This is a genomic window from Cellulosimicrobium sp. 22598 (genome assembly GCF_052044445.1).
Classification (GTDB): Bacteria; Actinomycetota; Actinomycetes; order Actinomycetales; family Cellulomonadaceae; genus Cellulosimicrobium; species Cellulosimicrobium cellulans_G.
This window is the reverse complement of record NZ_JBQEMZ010000004.1, coordinates 1-25,882: the sequence shown is the minus strand read 5'-3', so window position 1 is coordinate 25,882 and position 25,882 is coordinate 1. Positions and strand designations below refer to the sequence as shown.

19 protein-coding genes are annotated in these 25,882 nt (G+C 74.5%); 11 read left to right on the top strand and 8 right to left on the bottom strand.

Annotated elements, in window-relative coordinates:
• Positions 1-139 precede the first annotated feature (139 nt).
• Positions 140-961: a MerR family transcriptional regulator gene (locus tag ACTJIY_RS05680; protein ID WP_440673553.1), complete on the bottom strand. Its 822-nt coding sequence runs from the start codon at positions 959-961 to the stop codon at positions 140-142.
• A 39-nt stretch (positions 962-1,000) separates the two neighbouring features.
• Between ACTJIY_RS05680 and ACTJIY_RS05675 the strand changes: the two genes are divergently transcribed.
• The gene (locus ACTJIY_RS05675; protein ID WP_440673554.1) at positions 1,001-1,459 is read left to right on the top strand and encodes a DUF6194 family protein; all 459 of its coding nucleotides are present in this window, start codon (positions 1,001-1,003) and stop codon (positions 1,457-1,459) included.
• A 109-nt stretch (positions 1,460-1,568) separates the two neighbouring features.
• Here ACTJIY_RS05675 and ACTJIY_RS05670 read toward each other — a convergent pair whose 3' ends face one another.
• Both ACTJIY_RS05670 and ACTJIY_RS05665 read right to left on the bottom strand, forming a co-directional pair.
• Positions 1,569-2,243, bottom strand: coding sequence for a histidine phosphatase family protein (locus tag ACTJIY_RS05670; protein WP_440673555.1), 675 nt, complete (start codon positions 2,241-2,243; stop codon positions 1,569-1,571).
• A 193-nt stretch (positions 2,244-2,436) separates the two neighbouring features.
• Entirely contained in the window at positions 2,437-3,657 is a 1,221-nt protein-coding gene (locus ACTJIY_RS05665; RefSeq protein ID WP_440673556.1) for a hypothetical protein, read from the bottom strand.
• Positions 3,658-3,795: 138 nt separating this feature from the next.
• On the opposite strand from ACTJIY_RS05665, the gene ACTJIY_RS05660 reads away from it, so the two are divergent.
• The 6 genes from ACTJIY_RS05660 (at position 3,796) to ACTJIY_RS05635 (ending at position 14,985) form a co-directional block, all read left to right on the top strand.
• Complete coding sequence (locus tag ACTJIY_RS05660; RefSeq protein WP_440673557.1) at positions 3,796-4,404, top strand: RNA polymerase sigma factor; 609 nt, start codon at positions 3,796-3,798, stop codon at positions 4,402-4,404.
• Positions 4,401-5,516, top strand: coding sequence for a hypothetical protein (locus ACTJIY_RS05655; protein ID WP_440673558.1), 1,116 nt, complete (start codon positions 4,401-4,403; stop codon positions 5,514-5,516). Before ACTJIY_RS05660 ends, ACTJIY_RS05655 begins: the two co-directional genes overlap by 4 nt.
• 114 nt (positions 5,517-5,630) lie before the next feature.
• Complete coding sequence (locus ACTJIY_RS05650; protein ID WP_353708195.1) at positions 5,631-6,497, top strand: alpha/beta fold hydrolase; 867 nt, start codon at positions 5,631-5,633, stop codon at positions 6,495-6,497.
• Between the two features lie 568 nt (positions 6,498-7,065).
• A complete protein-coding gene (locus tag ACTJIY_RS05645) occupies positions 7,066-8,232 on the top strand; it encodes a multicopper oxidase domain-containing protein (RefSeq protein WP_253054435.1) in 1,167 nt (388 codons plus the stop codon).
• Positions 8,233-8,416: 184 nt separating this feature from the next.
• Positions 8,417-12,352: a ThuA domain-containing protein gene (locus tag ACTJIY_RS05640; RefSeq protein ID WP_440673559.1), complete on the top strand. Its 3,936-nt coding sequence runs from the start codon at positions 8,417-8,419 to the stop codon at positions 12,350-12,352.
• A gap of 167 nt (positions 12,353-12,519) precedes the next feature.
• On the top strand, positions 12,520-14,985 hold the full coding sequence (locus ACTJIY_RS05635) for an OmpL47-type beta-barrel domain-containing protein (protein ID WP_440673560.1): 2,466 nt from the start codon (positions 12,520-12,522) through the stop codon (positions 14,983-14,985).
• A gap of 252 nt (positions 14,986-15,237) precedes the next feature.
• On the opposite strand, the gene ACTJIY_RS05630 is transcribed toward ACTJIY_RS05635, so the two are convergent.
• Entirely contained in the window at positions 15,238-15,867 is a 630-nt protein-coding gene (locus tag ACTJIY_RS05630; protein WP_353708197.1) for a glycosyltransferase, read from the bottom strand.
• Between the two features lie 164 nt (positions 15,868-16,031).
• Positions 16,032-17,024: an SHOCT domain-containing protein gene (locus ACTJIY_RS05625; RefSeq protein WP_440673561.1), complete on the bottom strand. Its 993-nt coding sequence runs from the start codon at positions 17,022-17,024 to the stop codon at positions 16,032-16,034.
• A 153-nt stretch (positions 17,025-17,177) separates the two neighbouring features.
• On the opposite strand from ACTJIY_RS05625, the gene ACTJIY_RS05620 reads away from it, so the two are divergent.
• Positions 17,178-17,699, top strand: coding sequence for a hypothetical protein (locus ACTJIY_RS05620; protein ID WP_440673562.1), 522 nt, complete (start codon positions 17,178-17,180; stop codon positions 17,697-17,699).
• 379 nt (positions 17,700-18,078) lie between these two features.
• Here ACTJIY_RS05620 and ACTJIY_RS05615 read toward each other — a convergent pair whose 3' ends face one another.
• Complete coding sequence (locus tag ACTJIY_RS05615) at positions 18,079-18,732, bottom strand: response regulator (RefSeq protein WP_440673563.1); 654 nt, start codon at positions 18,730-18,732, stop codon at positions 18,079-18,081.
• Between the two features lie 142 nt (positions 18,733-18,874).
• On the opposite strand from ACTJIY_RS05615, the gene ACTJIY_RS05610 reads away from it, so the two are divergent.
• Positions 18,875-19,180 (top strand): hypothetical protein, encoded by a 306-nt coding sequence (locus ACTJIY_RS05610; RefSeq protein ID WP_440673564.1) that lies wholly within the window; start codon positions 18,875-18,877, stop codon positions 19,178-19,180.
• A 32-nt stretch (positions 19,181-19,212) separates the two neighbouring features.
• Here ACTJIY_RS05610 and ACTJIY_RS05605 read toward each other — a convergent pair whose 3' ends face one another.
• Positions 19,213-20,523 (bottom strand): FAD-dependent monooxygenase, encoded by a 1,311-nt coding sequence (locus ACTJIY_RS05605; protein WP_440673565.1) that lies wholly within the window; start codon positions 20,521-20,523, stop codon positions 19,213-19,215.
• A gap of 294 nt (positions 20,524-20,817) precedes the next feature.
• Here ACTJIY_RS05605 and ACTJIY_RS05600 point away from each other — a divergent pair, with 294 nt between their 5' ends.
• The gene (locus ACTJIY_RS05600; RefSeq protein ID WP_440673566.1) at positions 20,818-22,998 is read left to right on the top strand and encodes a family 43 glycosylhydrolase; all 2,181 of its coding nucleotides are present in this window, start codon (positions 20,818-20,820) and stop codon (positions 22,996-22,998) included.
• Between the two features lie 167 nt (positions 22,999-23,165).
• Here the strand turns inward: ACTJIY_RS05600 and ACTJIY_RS05595 are convergent, their stop codons facing one another.
• Positions 23,166-24,611 carry a sensor histidine kinase gene (locus ACTJIY_RS05595; RefSeq protein ID WP_440673567.1) on the bottom strand — a complete coding sequence of 482 codons (1,446 nt, stop codon included), beginning with the start codon at positions 24,609-24,611 and terminating at the stop codon, positions 23,166-23,168.
• A gap of 205 nt (positions 24,612-24,816) precedes the next feature.
• Here ACTJIY_RS05595 and ACTJIY_RS05590 point away from each other — a divergent pair, with 205 nt between their 5' ends.
• Positions 24,817-25,671 (top strand): DUF4352 domain-containing protein, encoded by an 855-nt coding sequence (locus ACTJIY_RS05590; protein WP_440673568.1) that lies wholly within the window; start codon positions 24,817-24,819, stop codon positions 25,669-25,671.
• Positions 25,672-25,882 lie beyond the last annotated feature (211 nt).

The window sequence follows — 25,882 nt, the reverse complement described above, 5'->3', positions numbered from 1 at the left end:
CCCGGCGACGCTAGGAATGCCGCGTGACGGCCCGGTGGACTCCGGGCGACGCCGGAGGGTCGGGCAGGTGACGGGACGCAGGTCCCGGACGTCCACCGCGGGCCCCTTCGAGCACCCCCTCGAAACGCCGCCCCGAGCGTCACCCGGGCGGCTCCGGCACGCGCGCCAGCAGGCGCACGACGTCGTGCCCGGCCTCCAGCAGCGCGAGGGTGCGGCGCGCGATCGCGTCGAGCCGCGCATCGAGCGCGGCGAGCGGGTCGGCGACGTCGGCCGGACCGGTGGCCCCGCGCAGCGCGTCGATCGCGTGGCGGACCTCCGGGACCCGGTACCCGGCCGCCCGCAGCGCCGCGACGACCCGGGCCTCGCGCACGGTCGCGGGTGGGTAGCGACGGGCCGACACCGCGCCCGTGCGGGACGCGACGCGCTCCGGCGCGAGGAGCCCCTCGTGCTCCCAGAACCGCAGCGTCGACGCCCGGACACCCAGCGCCGCGGCGAGCTCCGTGATCGTGAGCACCGACCCGTCGCGCTCGGTCGCCCCTGCGGTCGTGCTGCCGGGCGAGCCGGCCGGGTCGTCCTCCGACCGGATCACGAGGAGAGCGCGCCGTGCGGCGAGGGCCTCGTCGCGCTCGCGCGCGAGCGTCACGTGCAGCCCGGAGACGAGGGCCACCGCCTCGTCGAGACCGAGCGACCGCGCGTCGCGCAGCACCCGTCGTGCGACGACCGGCCCGACGGCGGCTGCGAGGCCGCGGTACGCGCGCAGGGCCAGGACGTGCTCGTCGCCGAACGTGCGGTACCCGTTCGCGGACCGGCCCGCGGGCGGCACGACGCCGAGGGCCTCCAGGTCGCGCACCTGCTGGACCGAGCACCCGGCCGCGCGCGCGACGTCGGACGTGCGCAGCGGCCGCGACGCCTCGCCGTCCGCCTCCTCGCGCCGTGCCGCACCGCGCCCCGAGATCGTCACTCCAACCCTCCACAAGCGCTTCAAGCACACACTCGAACCATGAGTATGGAGCAGATCCTCGGAACGGTCCGGTCCCTCGACGGCGTCCTCGTGCTCTCGCCCGGCCCGGGCAGCGAGTTCCCCGAGCTGGCGTGGGGCGACCACTTCTTCTACTACGCCCCCGACGGCGAGATCCCGCACGGGCAGCCGTACGGCACGGTCGTCACCAAGGACTACCCCGACGACACCGCGTCGCGGCTCGGCGAGGAGGGTCGGTGGAGGGTCAACGTGCACGTGGGCCGCGACCGGTTCCGCGACCTCGTCGGCGACGACCCGCGCGACGGCGACGCGGCGGAGGCGGAGTCGACCGACGTCGTCGTGCCGCACCCCGTCTACGGTGCGCTCGGCTGGGTGTGCGTCGTCACCCCGGGCGAGCGCACGACCGCGCTCGTCCTCGACCTGCTGCGCGCCGCCCACGACGACGCCCGCGCCCGCGCCGCCCGCCGCACCGCGAGGTAGCGGGGGCCCACTGGCTCCCGCCGACCACGAGGTCGTACCGCGCCGAGCACGGGGTTGCTGTCGTTCTCCGGTCGAGAACGACAGCAACCCCGTGGTCGACGGGAGTGGCTCAGACCGGGACGGCGGCGCCCGACGGCGCGGGGCGCGCGGCGACGTGGCCGTGCCCGGCGACGTCGACGCCGACCGCGAGGACGTGCGGGACGCCGTCGGTCACCTCGACGGTGGACACCGACGCGTTGGGCAGCGCCGCGAGGCCGGACGGGTCGAGCGTCGCGAGCCACGCACCGAGCGTGAGACCGTGCCCGACGACGAGCACGTGCCGGTCGAGCACCGCACCGGGGCGGGACGCGTCGTCGTGCGCGGCGACGACCCGCGCGAAGACGTCGCGCACCCGGGCCATGAAGTCCCGGCCGGGCTCGCCGCCGCCGACGCCGGGGTGCGTGCCCGCGAGCATGCGCGGCACGAGCTCGGCCCACGGCTCGATCGCGTCGAGGTGCGACTCCGGGCGCCGCTCGTACGCGCCGAACGACAGCTCGCGCAGGTCGTGGTCGACCGTCAGCGGGAGGTCGGGGTGGTGGCGCAGGATCTCCATCGCCGTGAGGACCGCGCGGCCCTGCGGCGAGGAGTACGCGGCCGCGAAGTCGTGCCGCGCGAGGTGCTGCGCGGTCACGCGCACGCCCGCGCGTCCCGTGCGCGTCAGGGGGGAGTCGCACGACCCCTGCAGGTGGCGGCGTGCGTTGAGGTAGGTCTGCCCGTGTCGTACGAGCGTGATCGTCAGGGTCATCGTCGCTGTGCCCTCTCCGGTCGTCCCGGTCTGCTGGTCACGGCCGAGGCTAGGTCGTCCCGGTGTCGTGACGACGACGTCCCGGTGACGAACGCGTGGCCGACGCCGGAACGCCGCGGTCCGGACGCGCCGCGGCACAGCCGCGCGGCCGCACACCGGCTCCGAGGACCAGGGCTAGGCGACCCGGCGACCGTCACACGGACGCGGGGACCTCGTCGCGCTCGGCGCGCGCCGCCCGCTCGCGATCCGAGCCGTCGGAGCGGTCGGCCGCGTCCGCGGGCTGCGTCGACGAGCCGTCCGCGCCCGGTGCGGCGCTCGACTCCTCCGGGTCCGTCGCGGGCGTCGCGGCGGGCGCGGGCCACGGCTCCTCGGCGTCCCCGGCGGCGTCCGGCACCGCGCCGGCCGCCCGGTGGACGACGACCGCGAGCGGCGCGACGAGCACCCCGCACACCAGCCCCCACCCCAGGCCCGCTTGGAGGACGGGGAGGACGCGGCCGGCGTCGGGCAGGACGCCGCCGGAGGCGACGGTCGAGACGACGACGGGCACCGCCGCGGCGAGCGCCGCGCCCGTGACGCACGCGAACCAGACGGAGAGCAGGAGCGCCCAGCGGCCCTCCGCCGGGGGCAGGCGGCGCGCGGCGAGCGCGGTGAGCAGGCCAACCGCCAGCCCGACCCCGAGCGGCAGCACGAGGTGGACCGGGTCGGCGAGGAGCGCGTCCCGGTCGAGGGTGAGCCGTGCGGAGGGCAGCAGCACGACGTCCCGGGCGAGGCCCCACGGGGACTGCGGGTCGGACGCCCCGGGGAGCAGGGTCCGCCCGACGCCGGCGGCCGCCCAGAGCACGCCCGTCGCCGTGCCCGCCGCGAGGGCGGCCGGCCAGGCGCGCACCGTCGCGGGGGCGCGGGTGTGCCGCGTGCCCGCCGGGTCGTCGCGATGGTCGGTCAGTGCGCGCGTCACGACGACCGCGAGCCCGACGAGCAGGCCGTTCACGAGTCCCCACCACCCGCCGAGCGCGGTGGCGACGAGCTCCGTGATCGTGTCGGCGCGCCACGGCAGCGTGACCCCGGCGAACCACGCGGCCGTCGCGGCGAGGGCCGACGCGGCGACGACGGCGAACCAGACGCCGAGGAACGTCGCCCACCGGCCCGTGCCCGACGGCAGGCGCCGCAGCACGAGCTGCGTGCCGGCGGCGACGACCGCCCCCGCGAGCGCCGCCGTGAGCAGCGTGCTGCCGGAGACGGGCGCACCGCCCGCGACGGACGCGGTCGGGTGGGGGAGCAGCGCGCGGACGAGGGTGCCGGGGACGGGGAGCGGCGTCCCGGAGAGCCAGTCCCCGAGGCGGCCCGTGACCACCCAGAGGACGGCGGTGAGCGTTCCGGCGACGACGACGGCGGGGACGGTCCTCGATGACGGCATCCTGCGAGGGTAGTGGCACCGTGCCGCTGGTCGCACCGACCGGTTCGTCCCGGCTGTCATCCTGGGCAGGCTGCCGGACATCCCCTTGCGGAGCGCCGCGAGGGGCGGCGTCGAGGACGACGACAGGAGCGAGGGCGGATGTCCCCACCCCCCGAGGCGGAGGCGCGCGAGCGCCTCGACCGCCTCTACCGCGACCATGCGCGGTCCGTGTACCGGTGCGCGGCGACGCGGCTGTCCCCGCAGGACGCGGAGGACGTCGTCTGCGAGGTCTTCGTGGTGGCCTGGCGCCGGATCACGGAGGTGCCGCCGTACGAGCTCGGGTGGCTCCTGCGGGTCACGCGCAACGTCATGGCGAACCACCTGCGCGCGGGCTCGCGCCGGGCCGCGCTCGTCCGCCGCGTCACCGGTGTCCTCCCGGCGAGCGTCCCGGACCACGCGGGCGACGTCGTCGGGCAGGACGCCGCCGAGCGCCTGCTCGCGCGGCTGCCCGCCCGCGACCAGGAGGTCCTGCGGCTCCTCGTGCTCGAGGACCTGTCCGTCCCCGAGCTCGCCGAGGCCCTCGGGTGCCGACCCAACACCGCGTCCGTGCGGGTGCGGCGCGCCAAGGAGCGCCTCGCGCGCCTCTACGCCGAGCTCGACCGGTCCACGGCGACGCCGAGCCGGCCCGTGCCGCGACCCCCAGGTCCCGCGCCGTCGTACGCCACCGCCACCGCCGTTGCCTCACCCCGAGAAGGGACGACCCCGTGAACGACCCGATCCACCGCCTGCGCACCGAGAGCACGCGCCCGGACACCGACGTCCCGCTCGACGCCGTCCTCGCCACGATCCACGCCCGGACGGCGGGCGAGCACCCGGGTGCGCTGGCCCGGCGGCGGCGGACCGTGCGGGTGGCCACCGTCGGGGGCGTGGGTGCCGTCGCCGTCCTCGCCGGCGCGCTCGCCCTGCCCGGCCTCGTCCCGGGGTCCGGACCCGACGCCGAGCCCGAGCCCGTGGCCGCGTCGTCGCCGACCACGGAGGTGCGCGACGGCGTCGTCGGCGAGGACCCGGACACCGACGGCACCGTGGTGGCCGCCGTCGCGTACGTCGAGCGGGCGCGCACGGCCGTCCAGGACGTCGACCTCTCGACCCTGGTGCTCGAGGTCGGGTCGACGTTCGGCGTCCAGCACCCGGGCGAGCCCGCGCTCGACACGTCTGCGACACGGGAGTTCACGGCCGGCGACGGGAGCGCGACCCGCTGGCTCTCCGAGCAGGACTTCGTCGCGTCGGTCGGCACCAGCACGGTGGGCGTCGAGGAGGTCAAGCACGCCGACCCGGCCGGCCCCGAGGGGCAGATGACCTACTGGTGGGTGAGCCCCACGGCCGGTGTCTACACGCGGTTCACGCTGCCGGTCGAGAACTGGGACGACATCCAGGAGGGCACCATCCGGGAACAGCTCACCACGCAGCTGACGGACCTCGCCGCGCAGATGGACGCGATCCAGGCGCTCGCCGAGCAGCCGGACGTCGTCACGGGCGGCCCTGAGGGACGGACGGTCGGTGGTCGTGCGGCGACGTGCTTCGAGCTCTCCGGTCCCGGGTCCGCGGCACCGGCGAGCGAGACGTCGATGTGGGTCGGGGGCGAGCCGGGCACCGTCGACTGGACGCGGGCCGCGTGCTTCGACGACGCGACGCACCTGCCGTTGTCGGACGAGCGGACCGAGCACTACTACGTCGACGGCGCCACCGAGACCAGCCTCCTGGTCACGACGTCGGAGTACACCTGGCACCCGCGGGACGCCGCGTCGCTCGCACTGCTCGAGCCGTCGGTCGCGGGCCTGCGCGAGGTGTCGAAGGACGAGTACGTGCGCCTGACGAGCTGACGCGCGGCGGTCGGGCCGGCTGTCGGCCCTGCCGATGAGTTCTCCTCGTCGTCGTCGTCAGAACGCTCGGGAGCCCCGGTGCACGACCGCGGGCACGACGACACGGAGGACGGCATGAGCGAGCGCAAGACCTACACGGTGGACGTACCGGGAGCGGTCGTCGCCTACGACGTCTGGACGCCGGACGTCGCGGGCGACCGACGGCCGGTCGTCGTCATGGGGTCGCCCATGGCGGCGTCCGGGTTCGAGCAGCTCGCCGGGCTGCTCGACGACAGGGTGGTCGTCACGTACGACCCGCGCGGCACCGAGCGCAGCACGCTCGCGCCCGACGGGGAGGTCTCGGTCGAGGCGCACGCCGACGACCTGCACGCGGTGGCGTCGGCGGTCGGCCTGGGGCCGGTGGACGTGTTCGGGTCGAGCGGTGGCGGCGTGGTCGGGCTGTCGTGGGTCGAGCGGTACCCGGGGGACGTGCGGACGTTCGTGTCGCACGAGCCGCCGATCACGCCGCTGCTCGAGGACGCCGAGCTCGCGACGACGGTGCAGGCGGACATCGTCGAGACCTACGGCCGGGAGGGGTTCGGCCCGGCGATGGCGAAGTTCGTCGCGCTCGTGAGCCACGTGGGCCCCCTCCCGGCCGACTACCTCGGGCGGCCGGCCCCCGACCCGGCGACGTTCGGCTTCCCCGCGGAGGACGACGGGTCGCGCGACGACCTGCTGCTCGGCCGGAACCTCGCGACGATGCCGTCCTGGGCTCCCGACGGCGCGGTGCTGCGGGCGTCGGGGACGCGGGTCGTGCCGGCGGTCAGCGCGCAGGGCGAGGGGACGCTCGCCTGGAGGGGCGGCGTGGCGCTCGCGGAGCTGCTGGGCGTCGAGGCGGTGACGTTCCCCGGCGACCACGGCGGCTTCATGGTGAGCGAGTGGTCGCCGCACAACGACCCGGCGGCGTTCGCCGCCGCGCTGCGCGAGGTGCTCGACGCCTGACCTGGCGCGCGGCGCGCGTGCTGAGCGACCCCCGAGCACGGGGTGGTCGACCGCCTTCCCGAGGCCCTGTCGCCACCCCGTGCCGGGCGCGTCCCCGGGCCACGACACGAAGAAGTGTCGACCGACCGGGGACTTTTGCTTGTTGTCGACACAACTTTCGCCTATCTGTTGACATCGGCCTCTGACTGCGGTGTCATAAACCTCGTTGCCCCTGGAACCGACCAGGGGACCGGACGCCGGAGCAGGGGAGCTCGACGTCCGGACCGACAGCCGACGGCGCGCACCGACGCGTGCCCCGGCGGGGCCACGGCGGCCCCGGACCTCGCCCCACGGTCGGTCTCCCACCGGTCGCGGGTCGAGCCCCGCACGACCGAGAACCGTCTCGACCCTCTGCGACGCGGGACACCCCCGCACGACCCAGTCCTGCCCACACTGCCCCCCACAGCACCACCCGGGGAACCTCCGCGCGCACCCGTGGCGCCGGTCAGCGTGACGGCGAGCGCCGGCACGCCGGTCCGGCGCGCCCGCGAGCCGCCCGGACGACCCCGTACGCCCGGAAGGAGTCCCCATGCCCGACCCGACGACCGAGACCGAGACGCCCGCCAGGCCGCTCTCGCGACGGGCGCTCCTCGCGGGGGCCGGCGTCGTCGCCGCGAGCCCCGCGGCCGCCCTGCTGCTGGGCGCCGGCGGCAGCGTCGCGGCGGCACCCCCGGCCGCCGCCGCGACCACGACCGGCGCGGCGGCCACCGGTGCGGTAGCCACCGCCGTGGGCGACGTCCGCAAGATCACGATGTACGCCGAGCGGATCTCCGACACGCTCGTCGGTTACGGCTTGGAGCGCGGCAAGGCCACGGTCCCCGGCCCCATCCTCGAGATGTGGGAGGGCGAGACCCTCGAGATCACGCTCGTCAACACGACGGACAAGCGCCTGTCGATCCACCCGCACGGCGTGAACTACGACGTCAACAGCGACGGCAGCGCCTTCAACAACTCGTTCAACGAGCCGGGCGAGACGCGGACGTACACCTGGTCGACCGTCAAGATGGCGCGTGACCGCGGCATCTGGATGCCGGGCAGCGCCGGCTACTGGCACTACCACGACCACGCGTGGGGCGACCACGGCACGCAGGGGATCGCCGCCGGGCTCTACGGCGCGCTCGTCGTGCGCCGCGTCGGGGACGTGCTGCCGCAGAAGCAGTTCACGATGGTCTTCAACGACATGACGATCAACAACAAGGTCGCGCCGAACACGCCGATGTACGAGGCGAAGCTCGGCGAGCGCGTCGAGTTCATCTGCATCGGCCACGGGAACCAGCTCCACACCTTCCACCTGCACGCCCACCGCTGGGCGAACAACCGGACGGGCCTCCTCGCGGACCAGTACGACACGAGCCAGGTCGTGGACAACCGCGACCTCAACCCGGGCGACGCGTTCGGGTTCCAGGTCGTCGCCGGCCTCGGGGTCGGGCCCGGGGCGTGGATGTACCACTGCCACGTCCAGTTCCACTCCGACGGCGGGATGGCGGGCGTCTTCCTCGTGCGCAACGCCGACGGCTCCATGCCGCCCGGTGCGCAGGAGACCATCGACCGGTTCCAGGGCCACGCCAGCCACACGATGTCGGCACCGTCGGGCGGGGCCGCGACGACCGACGGCGCGGCGGCCACCACGGGTGGTGCCGCGGCCGGAGGGACCGGGCCGGCCGTCGTCGACCTCGCGGGGCACGCCGGCCACTGAGCCGTCGGCTGATCCAGGACCGACGGGCCGCGGGCTGGCCCCGCACCAGCACCACCCGCACCAGCACGACCCGCTCCCGGCCCGCCCGGGAGCGCCGCACCGATGACGAAGGAGTTGGAGAGTGCTGTCCAGACGATCGACATCCCCCACGAGGGGACGCTCCCGACCAGGAGCACTACTGGCCATGACCGTGGGCCTCACGAGCGCCGCGCTCGTCGCGAGCGCCGCCGTGATCCCGGCGGCGGCGCAGCCCGTCGCCACGGCGCCGAGCAGCGCGGTCGCCTCGAGCGGGGCCCTGGCCGCCGGGCCCGTGGCTACCGCGGCGACCACGACGGCCGTGCGCGTGCTCGTGTTCCACGGCGCGCCCGACGAGCAGGCCGACCCGGTCGTCGCCGCGACCGCGGCGCTGACCGAGCTGGGTGCCGCCAACGGGTTCGACGTCGAGGCGACGTCCGACCCGGCCATGATCAGCGAGGCGACGCTCGGCGAGTACCGCGGCGTCGTCATGCTCTCCTCGGAGGGCATCGAGCTGAGCGGCGAGCAGGAGGCCGCGCTCCAGGCGTACGTCAACGCCGGCGGCGGCTTCCTCGGCGTGCGCGACGCCGCGCGCGCCCAGGAGGCGTCGAAGTGGTTCGAGGGCCTCGTCGGCGCCCGGATCAAGGGCGCGACGATGACGGCGGAGAAGGTCGCCGAGGCGACCGGCACCGGCCGCAGCCCGGCCGCCGAGACCCCGGCCAAGGCCGTCGACGGCGACCCCAACACCAAGTGGCTGACGTTCGCCCGCACGGGCCAGCTCACGCTGCGCATGGAGAAGCCCGTCGCGCTCGTGAAGTACGGCATCACCTCGGCGAACGACTCCGCGGGCCGCGACCCGAAGAACTGGAAGGTCCAGGGCTCGACCGACGGGCAGACGTGGGTCGACCTCGACACGCGGACCGACGAGGACTTCCCCCAGCGCTTCCAGCCGCGCACGTTCGACGTCGGGAACGAGACGGAGTACGGCTGGTACCGCCTGGACGTCACCGCGAACTCGGGCGACGCCGAGGTCCAGCTCGCCGAGTTCTCGATCTTCGGCCCCGACTCCGTCGAGCAGCCCGACCCGGAGATCCCGCTCGAGGAGCGCACGGTCGACCTGGTCGACCGCCAGCACCCCGCGACGGCGGACCTCCCGCTCACGTGGGACCGCGAGGACAGGTGGCTGGACTGGGCCGACGACCCGACCGGTGACGTGCACACGGTCGCGACGCTCGAGCCCGGCCCCGACGCCGGCCCGACGACCAACCCGTTCCAGCCCGTCTCGTGGTGCCGCGACTACGACGGCGGACGCTCGTTCTTCACCGGCATGGGCGGCACGCCCGAGAGCTGGCAGGACGCGACGTTCCGCGAGCACCTCCTCGGCGCGCTGCAGTGGACGACGGGCGTCGTGCGCGGCGACTGCCAGGCCACGATCGCGTCGAACTACAAGGCCGAGCGCCTGTCGAAGGTGAACACGGCTGGCACGCTCGACCAGAACGGCGAGCAGCACGGCCTGACGATCGCGCCCGACGGCACGGTCTTCTACATCGGCCGCGGCGCCTGCCCGACCGGCCCGATCGTCCCGTGGAGCGACCCGAACGTGGGCCTCGGCTGCGGCACGATCCACCAGTGGGACCCGGAGACGGGTGAGGCGAAGCTCCTCACGACGCTCGACGTCATGGGCAACCGCGGCAGCGGCGACGAGCTCGTGAAGAACGAGGAGGGCCTGCTCGGCATCGTGCCCGACCCCGACTTCGCGACCAACCACTGGCTGTACGTGTACTGGATGCCGCACGAGAACATCGACCGTGAGCGTCGCGTGGGCTACCGGACGGTCTCGCGGTTCACCTACGACCCCGCGACGCCGACGATCGACCAGAGCACGCGGGTCGACCTGCTCGAGTGGGAGACGCAGATCCACAGCTGCTGCCACGCGGGCGGCGGCATGGCGTTCGACAGCAAGGGCAACCTCTACATCGGCTCCGGCGACAACAACTCGTCCGGTGGTTCGAGCGGCTACTCCGGCAACAACTGGACGCAGGAGTACGCGGGCCTGAGCTTCCAGGACGCGCGCCGCACCGCCGGCAACACGAACGACCTCAACGGCAAGATCCTGCGGATCCACCCCGAGGACGACGGCACCTACACGATCCCGGACGACAACCTGTTCCCCGTGGGCGAGTACCCCGCGGACAAGACGCGTCCCGAGATCTACGTCATGGGCGTGCGCAACATCTCGCGCCTGCAGATCGACCCCGACACGGACTGGCTGACCGCGGCCTGGGTCGGGCCGGACGCGACGCTCCCGAACCCGGACCTCGGCCCGGCGAAGTACGAGACCGCGACGATCATCACGTCCGCGGGCAACCAGGGCTGGCCGTACTGCATGGGTAACGGGCAGCCGTACCGCGACCGGAGCAACGAGGACGCGAGCGTCCTCACCGGCTGGTACGACTGCGACAACCTGAAGAACACGTCGCCGCGCAACACGGGTCTCGTCGACCTCCCGCCGGTGCGCGACAACATGATCTGGTACTCGCCCTCGGGCGGCGGCCCGGTGTTCCCGGACCGCGGCAACGGCATCCCGTCGTACGTCGACAGCGAGGCGACCTACACCATCCCGTGGCTGCGGGGTGGCGGCCAGGCCGTCATGTCCGGCCCGACCTACCGCCAGTCGCAGGTCGACCCCGAGTCCGACGTCGCGTGGCCGTCGTACTGGGAGGGCAAGTGGTTCATCGGCGACCAGTCGAACTCGAACAACCGCGTCGCGGTGACGGTCGACCCGGAGAACCTGGACGCGCCCGTGTTCATGGAGGACCTGCGCCAGATCATCCCGGGCGGCCGCGGTGACGGGCTGCTGCAGAGCTGGATGGACGCGAAGTTCGGTCCGGACGGCGCGCTGTACCTGGTCGACTACGCGGGTGGCTTCTTCAGCCTCGACCCGAACCAGAAGCTCATGCGGATCACCTACCAGGGCGGGGCTCCGACCCCGGCCCCGGCGGCGTCCGCGACGAGCATCCAGGGCGACCCGCTGACCGTGCAGTTCACCGGAGCGCGTTCCGGTGGCGTCTCCTACCTCTGGGAGTTCGGCGACGGCTCGACCTCGCGTCAGGCCAACCCGAAGCACAAGTACCCGCGCGTCAAGAACTACGAGGCCAAGCTCACCGTCACGTACGCCGACGGCTCGACGGCCACGGTCACGACCGACGGCTCGCCGTCGTGCACGCTGCCCGACGACCGCGAGACCGTGTTCTTCGGCGACGTGGACTCCACGGTCGAGAACCGTGACCTGGGCGCGTGCAACATCGCCGACCTGTTCCAGGACGAGAAGGAGTGGCGCACCCACGCCCGGTTCCTGGCGCACGTCGAGTCGGTGGCCAAGGGCCTGTACGACGACAGCCGCATCAGCGACCGCGAGCGTGCTCGCCTCGTCGACGCGGCGGCCCGGTCCCAGATCGGCGCGTACCCCGGCGGGTACCGCACGATCTTCGACGGCACGCAGGAGTCGCTGTACGACTGGTACCAGGCTCCGGGCGGCAAGTTCACGCTCGAGCCGGGCGGCTCGCTCAAGTCGAGCGGCGGCCTGGGGATGCTCTGGTACGCGGGCGAGGAGCTCGGGGACTTCTCCGTGAAGCTCCTGTACCGCGACGTCTCGGCGGGCGACCACCACGCCAACACCGGCGTGTTCACCCGGTTCCCGAACCCGAACGACCCGGGTGACGCGCAGTGCGCCCAGGGGCAGACCTCACCGGCGTGGGTCGCGATCTACTGCGGCCACGAGATCCAGATCTACGACGGACCCACGGGCGAGCCGCAGAAGACGGGCTCGGTCTACAACTTCGACCCGGTCGGCCTGAACACCGGCGGGGAGAAGCCCAAGGGCGAGTGGAACGAGTACGAGATCCGGGTCGTGGGCCAGCACTACACGATCATCCGCAACGGCGTCGTCATCAACGAGTTCGAGAACGCGCCGGGGATCCAGTCGTCCCGCGCGGGCGACCCGCCCACGGACCTGCGCCAGTTCGACAGCGGGTTCATCGGGCTGCAGAACCACGGGAACTCGGACCTCATCGAGTTCCGTGACGTCCGGGTGGCGGACCTGTAGCACCGCCCGGCGGGGGCGGCCGGCCGGCCGTCCCCGCCGACCCCGGGGCCGCCGTCGTGCCGCACGACGGCGCCCCTCGGGGCAGGCTGCACGGCCCGCCCCGACCATGCCCGGACAGCCCGACCAGCCCGACAGAACCCCAGACACCCCCGGAGGAGTGCACCCTCATGGAACGACGTACCAGTCCCGGCGGCCCCCGCCGCCGCGGCGCGCGGCGGTTCCTCGCCGCCACGGTCGCCGGACTCACCGCGACGACGGTCCTCACCGTCGCCCCGGCCTCGGCGGCCCCCACAGCGACGGCACCGTCCGCCGTCTCGTCCGTCGCGAGCAGCACCGTCGCCGCCGCGCAGGTCCTCACCTGGACCGCGGACAACAGCGTGACCGACTACAAGTCCTTCCCGGCCACGGCCGAGGCCGGCCCGGCCACGATCGTGTTCGAGAACAGCATCGCGACCGGCAGCACGTTCGGCATGAGCCACACGCTCACGTTCGACACGTCGACGGCTGGCTACAACCACGACCTCGACGTGAACATCCTCGCGAGCCCGTTCGACGCGAACGGCGGGCTGCACGAGAAGGACGTGACCCTCACGTCCGGCACCTACCGCTACTTCTGCGCGATCCCCGGCCACGGCGAGATGTGGGGCGAGCTCGTCGTCACCGACGGCGGCGGGGGCGACGACACGACCGCACCCGCGGTCTCCGCGCTCCTCACGGGCGAGCAGGACGGCGACGGCGCGTACGTCGGCGGCGCCACGGTCACGCTCGACGCGACCGACGACCAGTCCGGCGTGGCCGGGGTCGAGTACGACCTCGACGGCGCGGGCTGGCAGGCGTACACCGAGCCGTTCCTCGTCGACGCGGTCGGCGCGCACACCCTGCAGTTCCGCGCGACCGACACGGCGGGCAACACGTCCGAGGCCCAGACCGCGGAGTTCACCGTCGTCGAGGGCGACGTCGAGGAGGACACGACCGCGCCGACCGTCGAGCCCATGGTCATGGGTCAGCAGGACGAGAACGGCGCGTACATCGGCACGGCCGCGTTCATGCTCCACGCCTCGGACGAGGGGTCGGGCGTCGCGTCGGTCGAGTACCAGGTCGACGGCGGCGCGTGGCTGCCCTACACGACGACGGTGCCGTTCACCGAGCTCGGCGAGCACACCGTCTCCTACCGCGCGACCGACGTCGCGGGCAACGTGTCCGAGGTCGGCTCGGTGACCTTCACGGTCGTCGAGGACGGCGAGCAGGACACGACCGCCCCGACCGTGACCGCCGAGATCACGGGCGAGCAGGACGACAACGGCGCGTTCGTCGGGTCCGCCACGGCGACGCTCACCGCGACGGACGACGCGTCCGGCGTGGAGACCGTCGAGTACGACCTCGACGGCGCCGGCTGGGCCCCGTACACCGCGCCGCTCGTCGTCGACGAGCCCGGCGAGCACACGCTCGTCTACCGGGCGACCGACGTCGCGGGCAACGTGTCCGAGGAGTCCGTCACGGAGTTCGTCGTCGTCGCCGACGCAGGCGAGGACACGACGGCCCCCGTCGTCGAGACGCAGCTCAGCGGCACGCAGGACGAGGACGGCGCCTACGTCGGCTCCGCGTCCGTGCAGCTCACCGCGACCGACGACGGCTCCGGCGTCGCGTCCGTCGAGTACGACCTCGACGGTGCGGGCTGGACCGAGTACACCGAGGCCGTTGTCGTCGACGAGCCGGGTCGGCACACGCTCGCCTACCGCGCGACCGACGTGGCGGGCAACGTCACGGAGCCCGCGAGCCTCACGTTCGACGTCGTGGCCGGCCAGGGCGGCGACACCGTCGCCCCCACGGTCGACCACCGCGTGATGGGCGGGACGAAGAACGATGCCGGCGAGTACCTCTCGACCGTCTTCCTGCGCCTCCTCGCGACGGACGCCGACTCCGGCGTCGCCTCGGTCGAGTACCAGGTCGACGGCGGGGAGTGGCTCCCGTACGCGAAGCAGATCTCCGTGCGGACCCCCGGTGCGCACACCGTCACGTACCGCGCGACGGACGTCGCGGGCAACGTCTCCGCCCTGAAGACGGCGACGTTCGTCATCGCGGGCGGCGAGGAGCCGGGCGACACCGACGGCCCCGTCGTCACGGCCGCCGTCAGCGGCAGCCGGACCCGCGACGGCGACTTCGTCGCCAGCGCCCGGGTCACGCTGACCGCGGTCGACGAGGAGTCGGGCGTCGACCGTATCGAGTTCCAGGCCGACGGCGGTTCCTGGCAGCGCTACGCGGCCCCGGTCGCGTTCGCGGCCGACGGCCAGCACGTGGTCCGCTACCGCGCCGTCGACGGCGTCGGCAACGTCACGACGGGCGAGGTGACCTTCACGGTGCTGCAGCTCGTCCGCGACCGCTGCGTGGGCTCGGACGTGCGTCCGACCGTCATCATCGACGGCCACGACAGCACCGTCCAGAACTACGACGACGGCACGGGCTGCACCGTGAACGACTACGTCGCCGAGACCGACGAGTACCCGACGCACCGCGAGTTCGTCGACCACGTGAGCCTCGTGACCGAGGACCTCGTGTGGGACGGCGTGCTCGACGACGCCGAGCGCGAGCTCATCATCGCCGCGGCCGAGCTGTCCGACATCGGTCGCCGCTGACCGACGCCTGACGGTCCGACCGAACCAGTCCGATCGACGACGGCCCGACCCCGCACCCCCCAGGTGCGGGCTCGGGCCGTCGTCGTCCCCCCGGCCGCCCCCCCGACCCCACCCGCGCGCTCCGCCCGCCCCCCACCCCCCGCCGCCGAACACGGGGTTGCTGTCGTTCTGGGCGCGATCACGACAGCAGGGTCGTTCTCGACCGCGCGCAGGGTCGTTCTCGGCGGGTGGCGGCCGACCTCGGCGACCGGGTCAGGCAGGTGGGTCGCCGTAGACCGGGCGCGCGAACGCGAGGACGATGCCCACCCCGCCGCGCTGCGCGAGGCGCGCGCGGTCCTCCGGGTGGTCCAGCAGGTGCCGCAGGACGCGGGCGACCGCCTCGGCGTCCGCGACGTCGACCGAGTCCGGGTCCGGCCCGTTCGCCGGGCGGACCTGGAGCAGGTCCTCCCCCTCGGCGTGCCGGGCCCGCGCGCCGTCGCGCAGCTCGACCCGCAGCGCCGGACGCCGCTCGCCCTCCAGCACCCGCACCCCTGCGACGTCGTCCCACCGCACGACGACGCGTGCCGGCTCCGGCCCCACCGGCAGCTCGATCTCGTGCGGGCGCAGGACGACGGCCTGGTTCGACGGCCCGCGCACGTAGGCCATCAGCGCGACGCCGAAGCCGACGACCAGGAAGCACGAGACCGCCGCTGCGACCCCCTCCTCCTGGAGCAGCAGCCACACGACGAACCACACCGACCCGCCGAAGAGCACGAGCAGGACGAGCAGGACCGCGAGGTAGTCGACGACCGGCGTCAGGCGCTCGCGCCCCCGCACCCCGCCGGGCACGGCGGTCCACACCATGCCGGTCCGGTGCGGGGGACGGGGCGGGCGGCTGCTCACGGGGACAGTCTGCCGGGACTCCGGACCGGCGCCGAACACGACATCGACGTCGTTATCGGGCTCAGAACGACACGGATGTCGTGCTCGACGGCGCAGCAGGGGTGGGTCCGACGACGCGCGCCCGGTCGGTTGGGTGCGCCGTCCTCGCCGGGGCGTCCGGTCGGTCAGGACCCGCCGAGCAGCATCCGCTTCGCCGCGGCGAACTCGTCGTCGGTCAGGGCACCCGAGGCGTGCAGGTGCGCGAGCTCCGAGAGCGCCGCCGCGATCCCGTGCTGCAGGGTGACCTCGGGAGCGCCCCCGCCGCGGGTCGTCCGGGTCGTGGTGGTCGTGGTCGTCGACGAGGCCGGCGTGGGTGAGCCCCAGGCAGGCGTGTCCTCCGGTGTCCTCGGGGTCACCGGGCTCAGGGACTCGGCGACCGGCGACTCGGCCACCGGGGACGCGGTGACCGGCGCGTCGGTGACGGCGCCGGGGGCAGCCGCCCGTGCGGCGTCGTGCAGGGCGCGCGTGCGGTCGCGGCGCGCCTGCACCACGACCCGCTCCCCGGGCAGGCGCCACACGACCACCGGGTCGCCGGGCTGCGGGACCTCCGACGGGAGCAGGTTCGTCACCGGCGCGAGACGCGTGACCGTCGTCGTGAGCGCGCCGTGCCGCACGCGGACCACGCACTGCGCGACCCCGCCCGAGTCCGTGCGGTCGGTGACCGACGCGGTCACGACGCCCTCCTCGCGGACCGCGGCCTTCCGGTTGCGGTGGTACTGGGCGTAGAGCGGGGCGTCGTCGCGCGACCGCCGCAGCGACCGCGCGTACCCGGCCCAGAGCGGGCCGAGGAACACCCACGGGAAGATCGTCCACACGACGTTCCAGAACCACGGGAAGAAGCCGTCGTGGTCCCACGCGTTGACCGTGACGAGCCAGACGAAGCCCCCGGACAGCAGCACGAGCAGCACGCCGTTGCGAATCTTCGTCCCGACGCTCGACGGCGGGGCCAGGAGGCCCTCGGGCGTGCGCGGCAGGTCGTCGACGGACCCGTCGTTGCCCACCAGCCGCAGGATGGCCCTCTGGTCGGCGACCTTGCGCGCGAGAGCGGCGGACGGCGGGAGAGGCGGTTCGTCGTGCCGAGGGTCCGGGAAGGACGCCCTCGTGGTGTGGTCAGACATCATCCCGATCCTACGAGCGACCGCTGTCATGCTCCCGCGGACCATGGGGTCGACGATCGTCTTGCGCCGAACACGGTCGACGACACCCTGGCTGGCGGTCGATGACCGCGTGCTGGCCTCGAGCACCGTCACGATGCGTGGCAGGGTGGCGGCATGACGACGCTCGCGCAGGTCCGCGCGGCCGCGCTCGCCCTGCCCGAGGTGGCAGAGGACGCGGCCACCGGGACTGTGTCCTTCGTAGTGCGCGGGCGACGGTTCGCGGCGGTGACGCGGGACGCCGTCGTGCAGCTCCGCCTCGCGGACGACGACGTCGCGCGCGTGCTCGCCGAGCACCCCACCGGGCGCCGGTGGACCCGTGGCGACCACCTGCTCGGCGCGAGCGTGCCGCTCGCCGCCCTCGACGGCCAGCAGGCCAACCACTGGGTGCGGCGCGCGTGGTTCGCCCGCGCGCCGCAACGGCTCGGGGCTGCTCTCGTCGCGGCCGACGCCGCGGAGCCGGGGTCCGTCGGCGACCTCCCCGCCGCCATCGGACGCCCGGCCACGCGCGCGCTCGCCGGTGCGGGGATTACCACGCTGTCCGACGTCGCGCGGCTCAGCGATCGAGAGCTGCTCGCCCTGCACGGGGTCGGGCCCCGGGCCGTGCGGATCCTGCGCGAGGCGCTCGCGGCGCGCTGACCGGCCGCGGTGTCCCCGAGGACTCACGCGTCGCCCGGCGGTGGGGAGCGCGGGCGTCAGCGACCGGTCGTCACGGTGATGCCTGCCTCGCGCGCTGCCGCGAGCAGCGCGTTGACGCCGAACGCCTGCACCGGGCCGAGCGCTCCGGTCGCCCAGGTCTCTCCCGCGGCGGCGCGGGCGGCGCCCCACGCGAGGAAGTGCGCGGTGAGGTCGTCGGCGTCGGGTCCGTCGAGCCGGACGCGACGCAGGACGTCCCCGGACGCGTCGCGGGCGACCGCGAGGACGATGCCGGCCGCCCGACGTCGGGCTTCCGCCCGCCCGCCGCTCGGGACCGCGGTCGCGGACGTCGACGACCCGTGGACCGTGCGGGAGCTGATCGCTACGCGGGGCCGGTGTCGGACTGCGTCACGATCACCGCGAGCTGCACGCGGTTGGTGACGCCGAGCTTGGCCGACGCGGCGGCGAGGTGGGTCTTGACGGTCGCCTCGCCGAGGAACAGCCGCTGCGCGATCTGGGCGTTGGAGAGGCCTTCCGAGACGAGCCGCGCGACGTCGAGCTCGCGCTCGGTCAGCGCGGCGAGCTTCTCCGACGCTTCGCGGCGCCCGGCTGCACCCGGCGCGGCGCTGACCTGAGCCATTACGGTCCGTGCGGCGCGCGGCGAGAGCGCGCCGTCGCCGGCAGCGACGGCCCGCACGGCGGCCACGATCTCCTCCGGGGAGGCGTCCTTGGCGAGGAAGCCCGACGCGCCGGCGTGCACGGCGTCGAGGATGACGGCCTCGGTGTCGAACGACGTCATGGCGATGACCCCGGGCGGGTCCGCGAGCCCCCGCGCGGAACGCGTGGCGGCCACGCCGTCGACCCGCGGCATCCGCAGGTCGATGAGCACGACGTCGGGGTGGTGGGCCTGCACGGCGGTCACCACCTCGTCGCCGTCCGCAGCCTCGGCGACGACCTCGATGTCGTCCGGTCGCAGGATCGTCCGGAGCAGCCGTCGCACCATCGGGTCGTCGTCGACGACCAGCACCCTGATCACGAGGCGACCCTATCGACGGTCGCCCACGGCGTGCTGCGGGTGAAGTGTCGCGCCGGTGGCTGACAGTTCACCTCGTGTCCCTCATGCTGGGTGCCGCCACGGGCCGCGTACGGCGGTCCACGGGTTGCGACGGAGGAGAACGGTGGACTACGAGCTCATGGCCTCGCAGGCGCGCGCGGCGCTGATCGTCGCGGCGATGCGCCGCTCGCTCTTGACGTACGGCGAGCTGGGCCGTGCCGTGGGGATCGACCGGAAGATCCCTCTGCCGGGCCACGTCTCGCGGATCCTCGACAAGGTGTCGACCGTGTGCATCGACGCCGGTGAACCGTCGCTCGCCGTCCTGGTCGTGGGGAAGTCCGGCGGGGAACCGGGGCGTGGGTTCACGGCGGGCAAGGACGCGTGGTTCACCGAGGCGCAGCGCTGCTTCGAGTACTGGTCGAGCAGGTAGGGAGCTCGTCCGACGGCGCGGAGCTCGTCTGCTCAGGCCGGTGGGCGCCAGCCGAGCACGCCGCGCAGCGCCCACGCGCCGAGCGCGGGGCTCCACGGTCCGGCGAGGCGCGCGCCGAGGTCGCGCACGGCCGTCGCGACGGGGGAGACGGTCCGCGAGATCCCGCCCATCTGCGCCGACATCCTCATGACCTTCAGGACGCGGGGCCGCCGCTCGTCGGACCATCGCCGCAGCGCCTCCGGCACCGCCGCGAGATCCGCGCGGCCACCGCGTCCACGGTCGGGGCTCGTCCCCGCGAGGCAGCCCGCCCGTACGCCCAGCACCACCGCGTCCTCGAGCGCCTGGCACCCGCCCTGCCCGACGTTCGGCAGCATGGCGTGCGCCGCGTCCCCGACGAGCGCGACACGGCCGGTGACCAGGGAGGCCGGGGGAGCGGGGAGCTGCCGCAGCTCGTGGCGCAGCACCTGGCCGGGATCCACCGCGGCGAGCAGTCGTGGGATGGGTGCGTGCCAGTCGGCGAGCCGTTCGCGCAGCTCGGCGAACGAGGCGGGCACTCCGGCCGCGTCCGCGACGGACACGTAGGCGTACACGCGTCCGTCGGCGAGCGGCACGACTCCCACGACGATCCCGCGACCCCACGTCTCGCTCCCGACCTCGCCACCCGGCTCGGTCGGCGGCGCGTCCGCGACGAGCCGCCACGCCGTCGACCCGCCCGGGACCGGCCCGGGCGCTTCCGGCCACCAGCGGCGCCGGGTCGGCGAGTCGATGCCGTCCGCCGCGACGACGAGCGCAGCCTCGATCTCCTCGGTGCTGCCGGGCGACCCGCCGTCGACGCTCGACCGGTCCGACGACCGTTCCTCGTCCGCGGGCGCGTCACCCTGTCGTGGTCCGTCGCCCTCCCGCCCGACGGCGTCGCGCAACCGCACTCGCGCGGGCCGTCCCGCGTCGCCCGGGTCCACGACGGCGGCGTCGACGCCGAGCCGCAGCGCGCCGTCGGGCAGGGCGTCGGCGAGCAGCCCGACGAGCTGGGCGCGGTGGAGCACGAGCGTCTGGTCGCCGAACCGGGCGCTCGCGGCGGAGGCGTTCGCGCGGACGAGCCAGCGCCCGTCGGGTCGGCGCAGCCCGACCTCGCCCTGGAGGGCGGCAAGGTCGCGCAGCCGGTCGCCGAGCCCGAGCGCCGCGAGCGCCCGCACGGCGTTCGGTGCGACGGCGATCCCCGCCCCGACCGGTTCGAGCGACGGCGCGCGCTCCAGCACGGTGACGTCCCATCCGGCGCTCGCGAGCGCCACGCCGGACGCGAGCCCTCCGATCCCGCCGCCCACGACGACGGCCCGCGCGCTCACCAGGAGTCCCTGCTGCAGAAGCTCACGACCGCGACGCTACCGGCGGCGGAGCGGGCTCCGCGCCTCCCGCGCGGGGGAACCGGCTCGCCGACCGTTCTCCACCGACGCCGCCACGTGTCGCACCATGTCGCCACGTGTCGCACGACCTCGCGCCCCGTCGCGCCCCGCACCCGGAGCGTGGATGTTGATTCTTGCGAGAAGTTGTTGACTTGTGTGGGTCGGCCCGGGACACTCGAATCCCCGAGGTCGACGCCGTCCCGGGTTCTTGCCCCCTCATCGTCGAGAGGACACCCGATGAAGCTCTCCCTGTCCCGCGCGCGCTCGCGTGCTACCGCTGTCACGAGCGCGCTGGTCGCGCTCGGGCTGGCGGTCTCGGGCGCGGCCGCCGCCGCAGCGGCGCCGACCCTGCCGACCGCGTCCACCGCGGCACCGGCGGCCGCCGCCGAGCCGACGATCTCCCCGGTCGTCGACGCCAACTTCCCCGACCCCGACATCCTGCTCGTCGACGGCGTCTACCACGCCTACGCGACCAACGACCAGGGCCAGAACGTGCAGCACCGCACGTCGACGGACCTCGTCACCTGGAGCGCCCCGACCGACGCGGCGCCCGACCTCGGCGCGTGGGTCAGCGAGTCGTGCACGTTCTCCCCGGGCGGCGCGACCGACCGCTGCGTCTGGGCCCCGGAGGTGTCCGCGGTCGAGGGCGGCTACGCGCTCTACTACACGGCGCGCGACGCGACGAGCCCGCGCCAGTGCATCGGGCTCTCGCTGTCCGACACCCCCGAGGGTCCGTTCGTCCCCGTCGGTGACGACCCGATCGTCTGCCCCAACGGCGAGGCCGGCACGGAGGACCTCGGCGGCGCGATCGACGCCGCGACGTTCGTGGACGGCGACCAGCTCTACCTGCTGTGGAAGGCCGACGGGAACTGCTGCGCGGGCAAGACGGCGATCATCTTCGCCCAGCCGCTCTCGCCCGACGGCACGACGCTCACGGGCCCGCCCGTCGAGCTCGTCCGCGTCGATACGCCCTACGAGGGCCGCGTCGTCGAGGGCCCGACGCTCCTGGAGCGCGACGGCACCTACTACCTCTTCTACTCCGCGAACGACTTCTACGGCGGGGCGTACCGCACGTCGTACGCGACGGCGTCGAGCCTCGCGGGCCCGTGGACCAAGGCGACGACCGAGCTCCTCACGAGCGACCGGTTCCAGGGCGACGTGCGCGGCCCGGGCGGGCAGGACGTCGTCACCGCGCCGGACGGCTCGGACGTCCTCGTCTTCCACGGGTGGAACGAGGCGTTCACGTACCGCGCGATGTACGTCGCGGACCTCGAGTGGACGGCCGACGGCGTCCCGTTCGTCCCGCAGGCGTCCGACCGCTACCAGGCGGAGGACGGCGTCGTCACGAACGCGCGCGTCGTGGCCGACGGCGGGGCGTCGGGCGGGGCGAAGGTCGGTGGCCTGGACTTCGCGGACTCGTCCGTGACGGTCGAGGTGCACGCCGACGAGGCGGGCCCGGCCCTGCTGGGCATCCGGTTCGCCAACGGCTCCCTCGACGGCTCGACGCGCGTGCCCTCCACGAGCACGCTCGCCGTCAACGGCGTGGTCGCGGAGACCGTCGTCTTCCCGCACACCACGTGGGGCAACTGGCAGACGTCCGAGCACCTCGTCGACCTCGTCGCGGGCACCAACACGATCACCCTGACCCGTGCGACGTTCTACACCGAGCTCGACGCGTTCGACGTCTACCCCGCGACCCGCGACCCGCGCCCGTCCGCCCCGCCCGTCATCCCGTCCGACGCGACGCGGTACGAGTTCGAGGACGGCGTCATCACGCGCGGCTCGGTCGGGAGCGCCGCGGGCGCCTCGGGCGGGCAGAAGGTCGGCGGCCTCGACTTCCTCGACAGCTCCGTCGCGCTCCAGGTCCACGCCGACGAGGCCGGGGCGTACACGCTCGGCGTCCGGTTCGCGAACGGCTCCGAGCGGGGCGGCTACACGCTCGCCTCGTCGAGCACCGTCACGGTGAACGGCGCGGACGCCGGCGTCGTCACGTTCCCGCACACCACGTGGGGCAACTGGCAGTCCGTGACGCACGAGGTCGAGCTGAAGGAGGGCTGGAACACCGTCGCCCTGACCAAGCTCACCTGGTACACCGAGCTCGACGCGCTCGACGTCTTCCCGGCCGAGGCCCCGCCCGTCGACCCGCAGGTCACCGTCACCGCGCAGCCCCGCTGCCTCGCCGGGACCCCGTACCTCGCCGTCCGCGCGACCAACGACGGCGACGAGACCGTCGCGATCGCCCTGCGGACGGACCACGGCGAGCGGTCCTTCGCCCAGGTCGACCCGGGCAAGAACGCCTACCAGTCGTTCAAGGCCCGCGGTGCGCTCGACGCCGGCGAGGCGCTCGTCGTCGTCACCGACGTCACGGGCGCGACGACGGAGGTGACGGCCGCGTACGACGCGCTCACCTGCGCGTAGGCGCATCCTGGGAGGACCACCCGCGGTGCCGCTCGGCCGATGAGCGGCACCGCGGGTGCTGTTCCGTGACCGCGCCCGCGGACCGCGGGAGGCAGCCCGTGGCCCCTACGGTCCGGAGCATGCTCGTCGACGCCGGTGCCGACCTCGTCCTGCGGGGTGCGTGACAGCTATGGCGCGGGCCGCTCCCACGGGAGGTGGGCGCGGACGACGAACCGTCCGTCCTCGACGCCCGCGGAGAACGTCCCGTCGAGCGCCTCGCAGCGCTCGCGCATCCCGACGATCCCGTTGCCGCTGCCCGGGACGCCGGACGCGTCCGCCGTCAGGGCGTTGCGCACGGCGAGGTCCACGCCGTCCCCGGGACGCGCGCGCACGTCGACGTCCGCACGCGCACCCGGCGCGTGCTTCATCACGTTCGTCAGCGCCTCCTGCACCACCCGGTACACCGCGCGCGTGAGCGCGGGCGGTGCCGAGTCGGCGTCCGTGACGAACACGGTCGCGGCGAGGTCGACGCCGGACGAGCGGGCGTCGTCGAGGAGCGTCGCCAGGTCGCCGAGCGCCGGCGCGGAGCCGGTGTACTGCTCGGCGCCGTCGCGCAGCGACGTGATGAGCGCGCGCATCTCCTCGAGCGCGCGGTGGGCGGACGAGCGCATGGTCCGGGCGGCGTCGACGACCTCGGGGTCGTCGGTCGTCACCTCGAGCGCCGAGGCCTGCAGCGACATGACCGACAGGTTGTGGGCGACGGTGTCGTGCATCTCGCGCGCGATGAGCTCGCGCTCGTCCTGGCGGGAGATCTCGGTGCGGAGCTGGTCGGTCTGGGAGCGCAGGTCCTCGGCGTGGGTGCGCAGCGTCTCCGCGCGGCGCGTCTCGACGGCGGCGGTCTGCTGCGCGACGTGCGCACGCCCCGCGTAGCGGCGCACCAGCCCCGCCCCGACGGACACCGCGACGAGCAGCGCGCCGATGACGACGTAGCCGGCGGGCGCCAGGTAGGACGTCTCTCCGCCGTCCGTCGGCCGGAAGGAGAAGATCACGGCGTCGCCGCCGCGCGCCGCGTCCCGCCAGAACGAGGCGCCCACGGCGGCGGCGGTCGCCGCGACGGCGCCGGCGAGCACCGGACGGCGCTGCTCGCGCGCGAGGACGAACGGCAGCGCGAGCAGCGGCGCGAGCGCGCCGACGGGCGTGAGGATCCCTGCTGCCGCGGTGCCGAGGCAGACGGCGAGCGGAGAGCGGATGCGCCAGACCACCGCGGCCGACACGCACGCCGCCAGGACGATCCACAGGATCGCGAGCCCGAGCTGGCCGCCGCTGATCTGGGGGCCGTGGCGTGTGGCGTCGAAGGACATGCCCAGCACGCCCACGAAGAACGTCGCCGCCACGGCGACGGCGGTCCCGGCCGCGGACCAGAACCGGCGCGCCCCTCCGGGGCGAGGGGCCGGCGTCGGGCGCCACCCGGCGTCGTACGGGACGGGCTGCGCCGGGCCGTACGGCACGCCGTAGGAGACCGGGCCGGGCGGGGGGACAGGCGGGCCGGGCGCCGGTCGGCCCGGGTACGGCGGTGGCCCCGCGGCGCCGGGCGGCACCGCGGGGCCACCAGGCTGCTGCGGAGGGGGGTACATGCGGCGAGCATACGCACGGGCGCCGACGTCGGACGTCCCCCGATCGGCTCGGGGCCGACGCTCGGGGTCCCCCGACCGGCTCGCGGGGACGACCCGCTCGGCCGATCCGCTGACCGCCCCCTCGCAGACACGATCGTCCTCGAACGCAGCGACGACCACCGCACCTGCCGCACGACCACGGTGCGGCCGAGACGAGGAGATCACGATGTCCGCACCCAGCGGGGGCACGTTCCCCCAGCAGCCCGCGCAGCACCCGGCCCAGCAGGGCCCGACGGCGCCCGCAGGCCAGCCCTCTAGCTCACCCCTGCAGGGGGCGGCGTCCGGACACGCGTCCGCGACCCCGTACCCGGGCCAGGCCGGGTACCCCGGCCAGCCCCCGTACCCGGGACAGCCCGGGCAGCCGCACCTCGGTGCGCAGCCGCCCGTCGGGCCGACGCCGCCGCGCAAGAACTGGTTCGCGCAGCACAAGGTGCTCACGGGAGTGGGCGTCGTCGTGCTGCTCGCCGTCGTCGGTGCGAGCCTCGGCGGCGGGGGAGACGACGAGCCGTCCACGCCCGCCGCCGTCGCCGGAACGGACGGCGCGGTCGAGCCCGGGACGGCGGACGAGGCGCCCGAGGCCGAGCCCGTCCCGGAGGAGCCCGCCGCGGACGAGCCGGCGCCCGCGGCGCCGGGCGTCGGGACGGCCGTGCGCGACGGCAAGTTCGAGTTCACCGTGACGTCCGTGGAGACGGGCGTCGCGACGGTCGGCGACGAGTACCTCAACGCGCAGGCGCAGGGACAGTTCGTGCTCGTGCACATGACGGTGACGAACATCGGCGACCAGGCGCAGATGTTCGACGGCAGCAGCCAGAAGCTCGTCGACACCGCCGGGCGCGAGCACTCCGCGGACTCGAGCGCCGCGATCTACCTCGGCGACGCGAACTCGTTCCTCACCGACATCAACCCGGGCAACAGCGTCGAGGGCACCGTCGTGTTCGACGTCCCCGCCGACGCCGTCCCGGCGACGATCACGCTCCACGACTCGTTCCTCTCCGGAGGCGTCGAGGTGTCGCTCGCCTGAGCAACCACCACGCGAGATCGGCCTGTGCGTCGCGAGATCGGCCTTCTGAGGGTCGATCTCGGCCGCTCGGGTCGATCTCGCGGGTGGTTCGATGCGGGTGTCAGTCGGGCAGGTCGTCGGTGACGAGGCGGGACCGGGCCTCGTAGACGCGCAGCGGGTCGGCGGTGCTGGTGGTGGTCGCGGTGCCGGTGACGTCGGTCCAGGTGGTGGT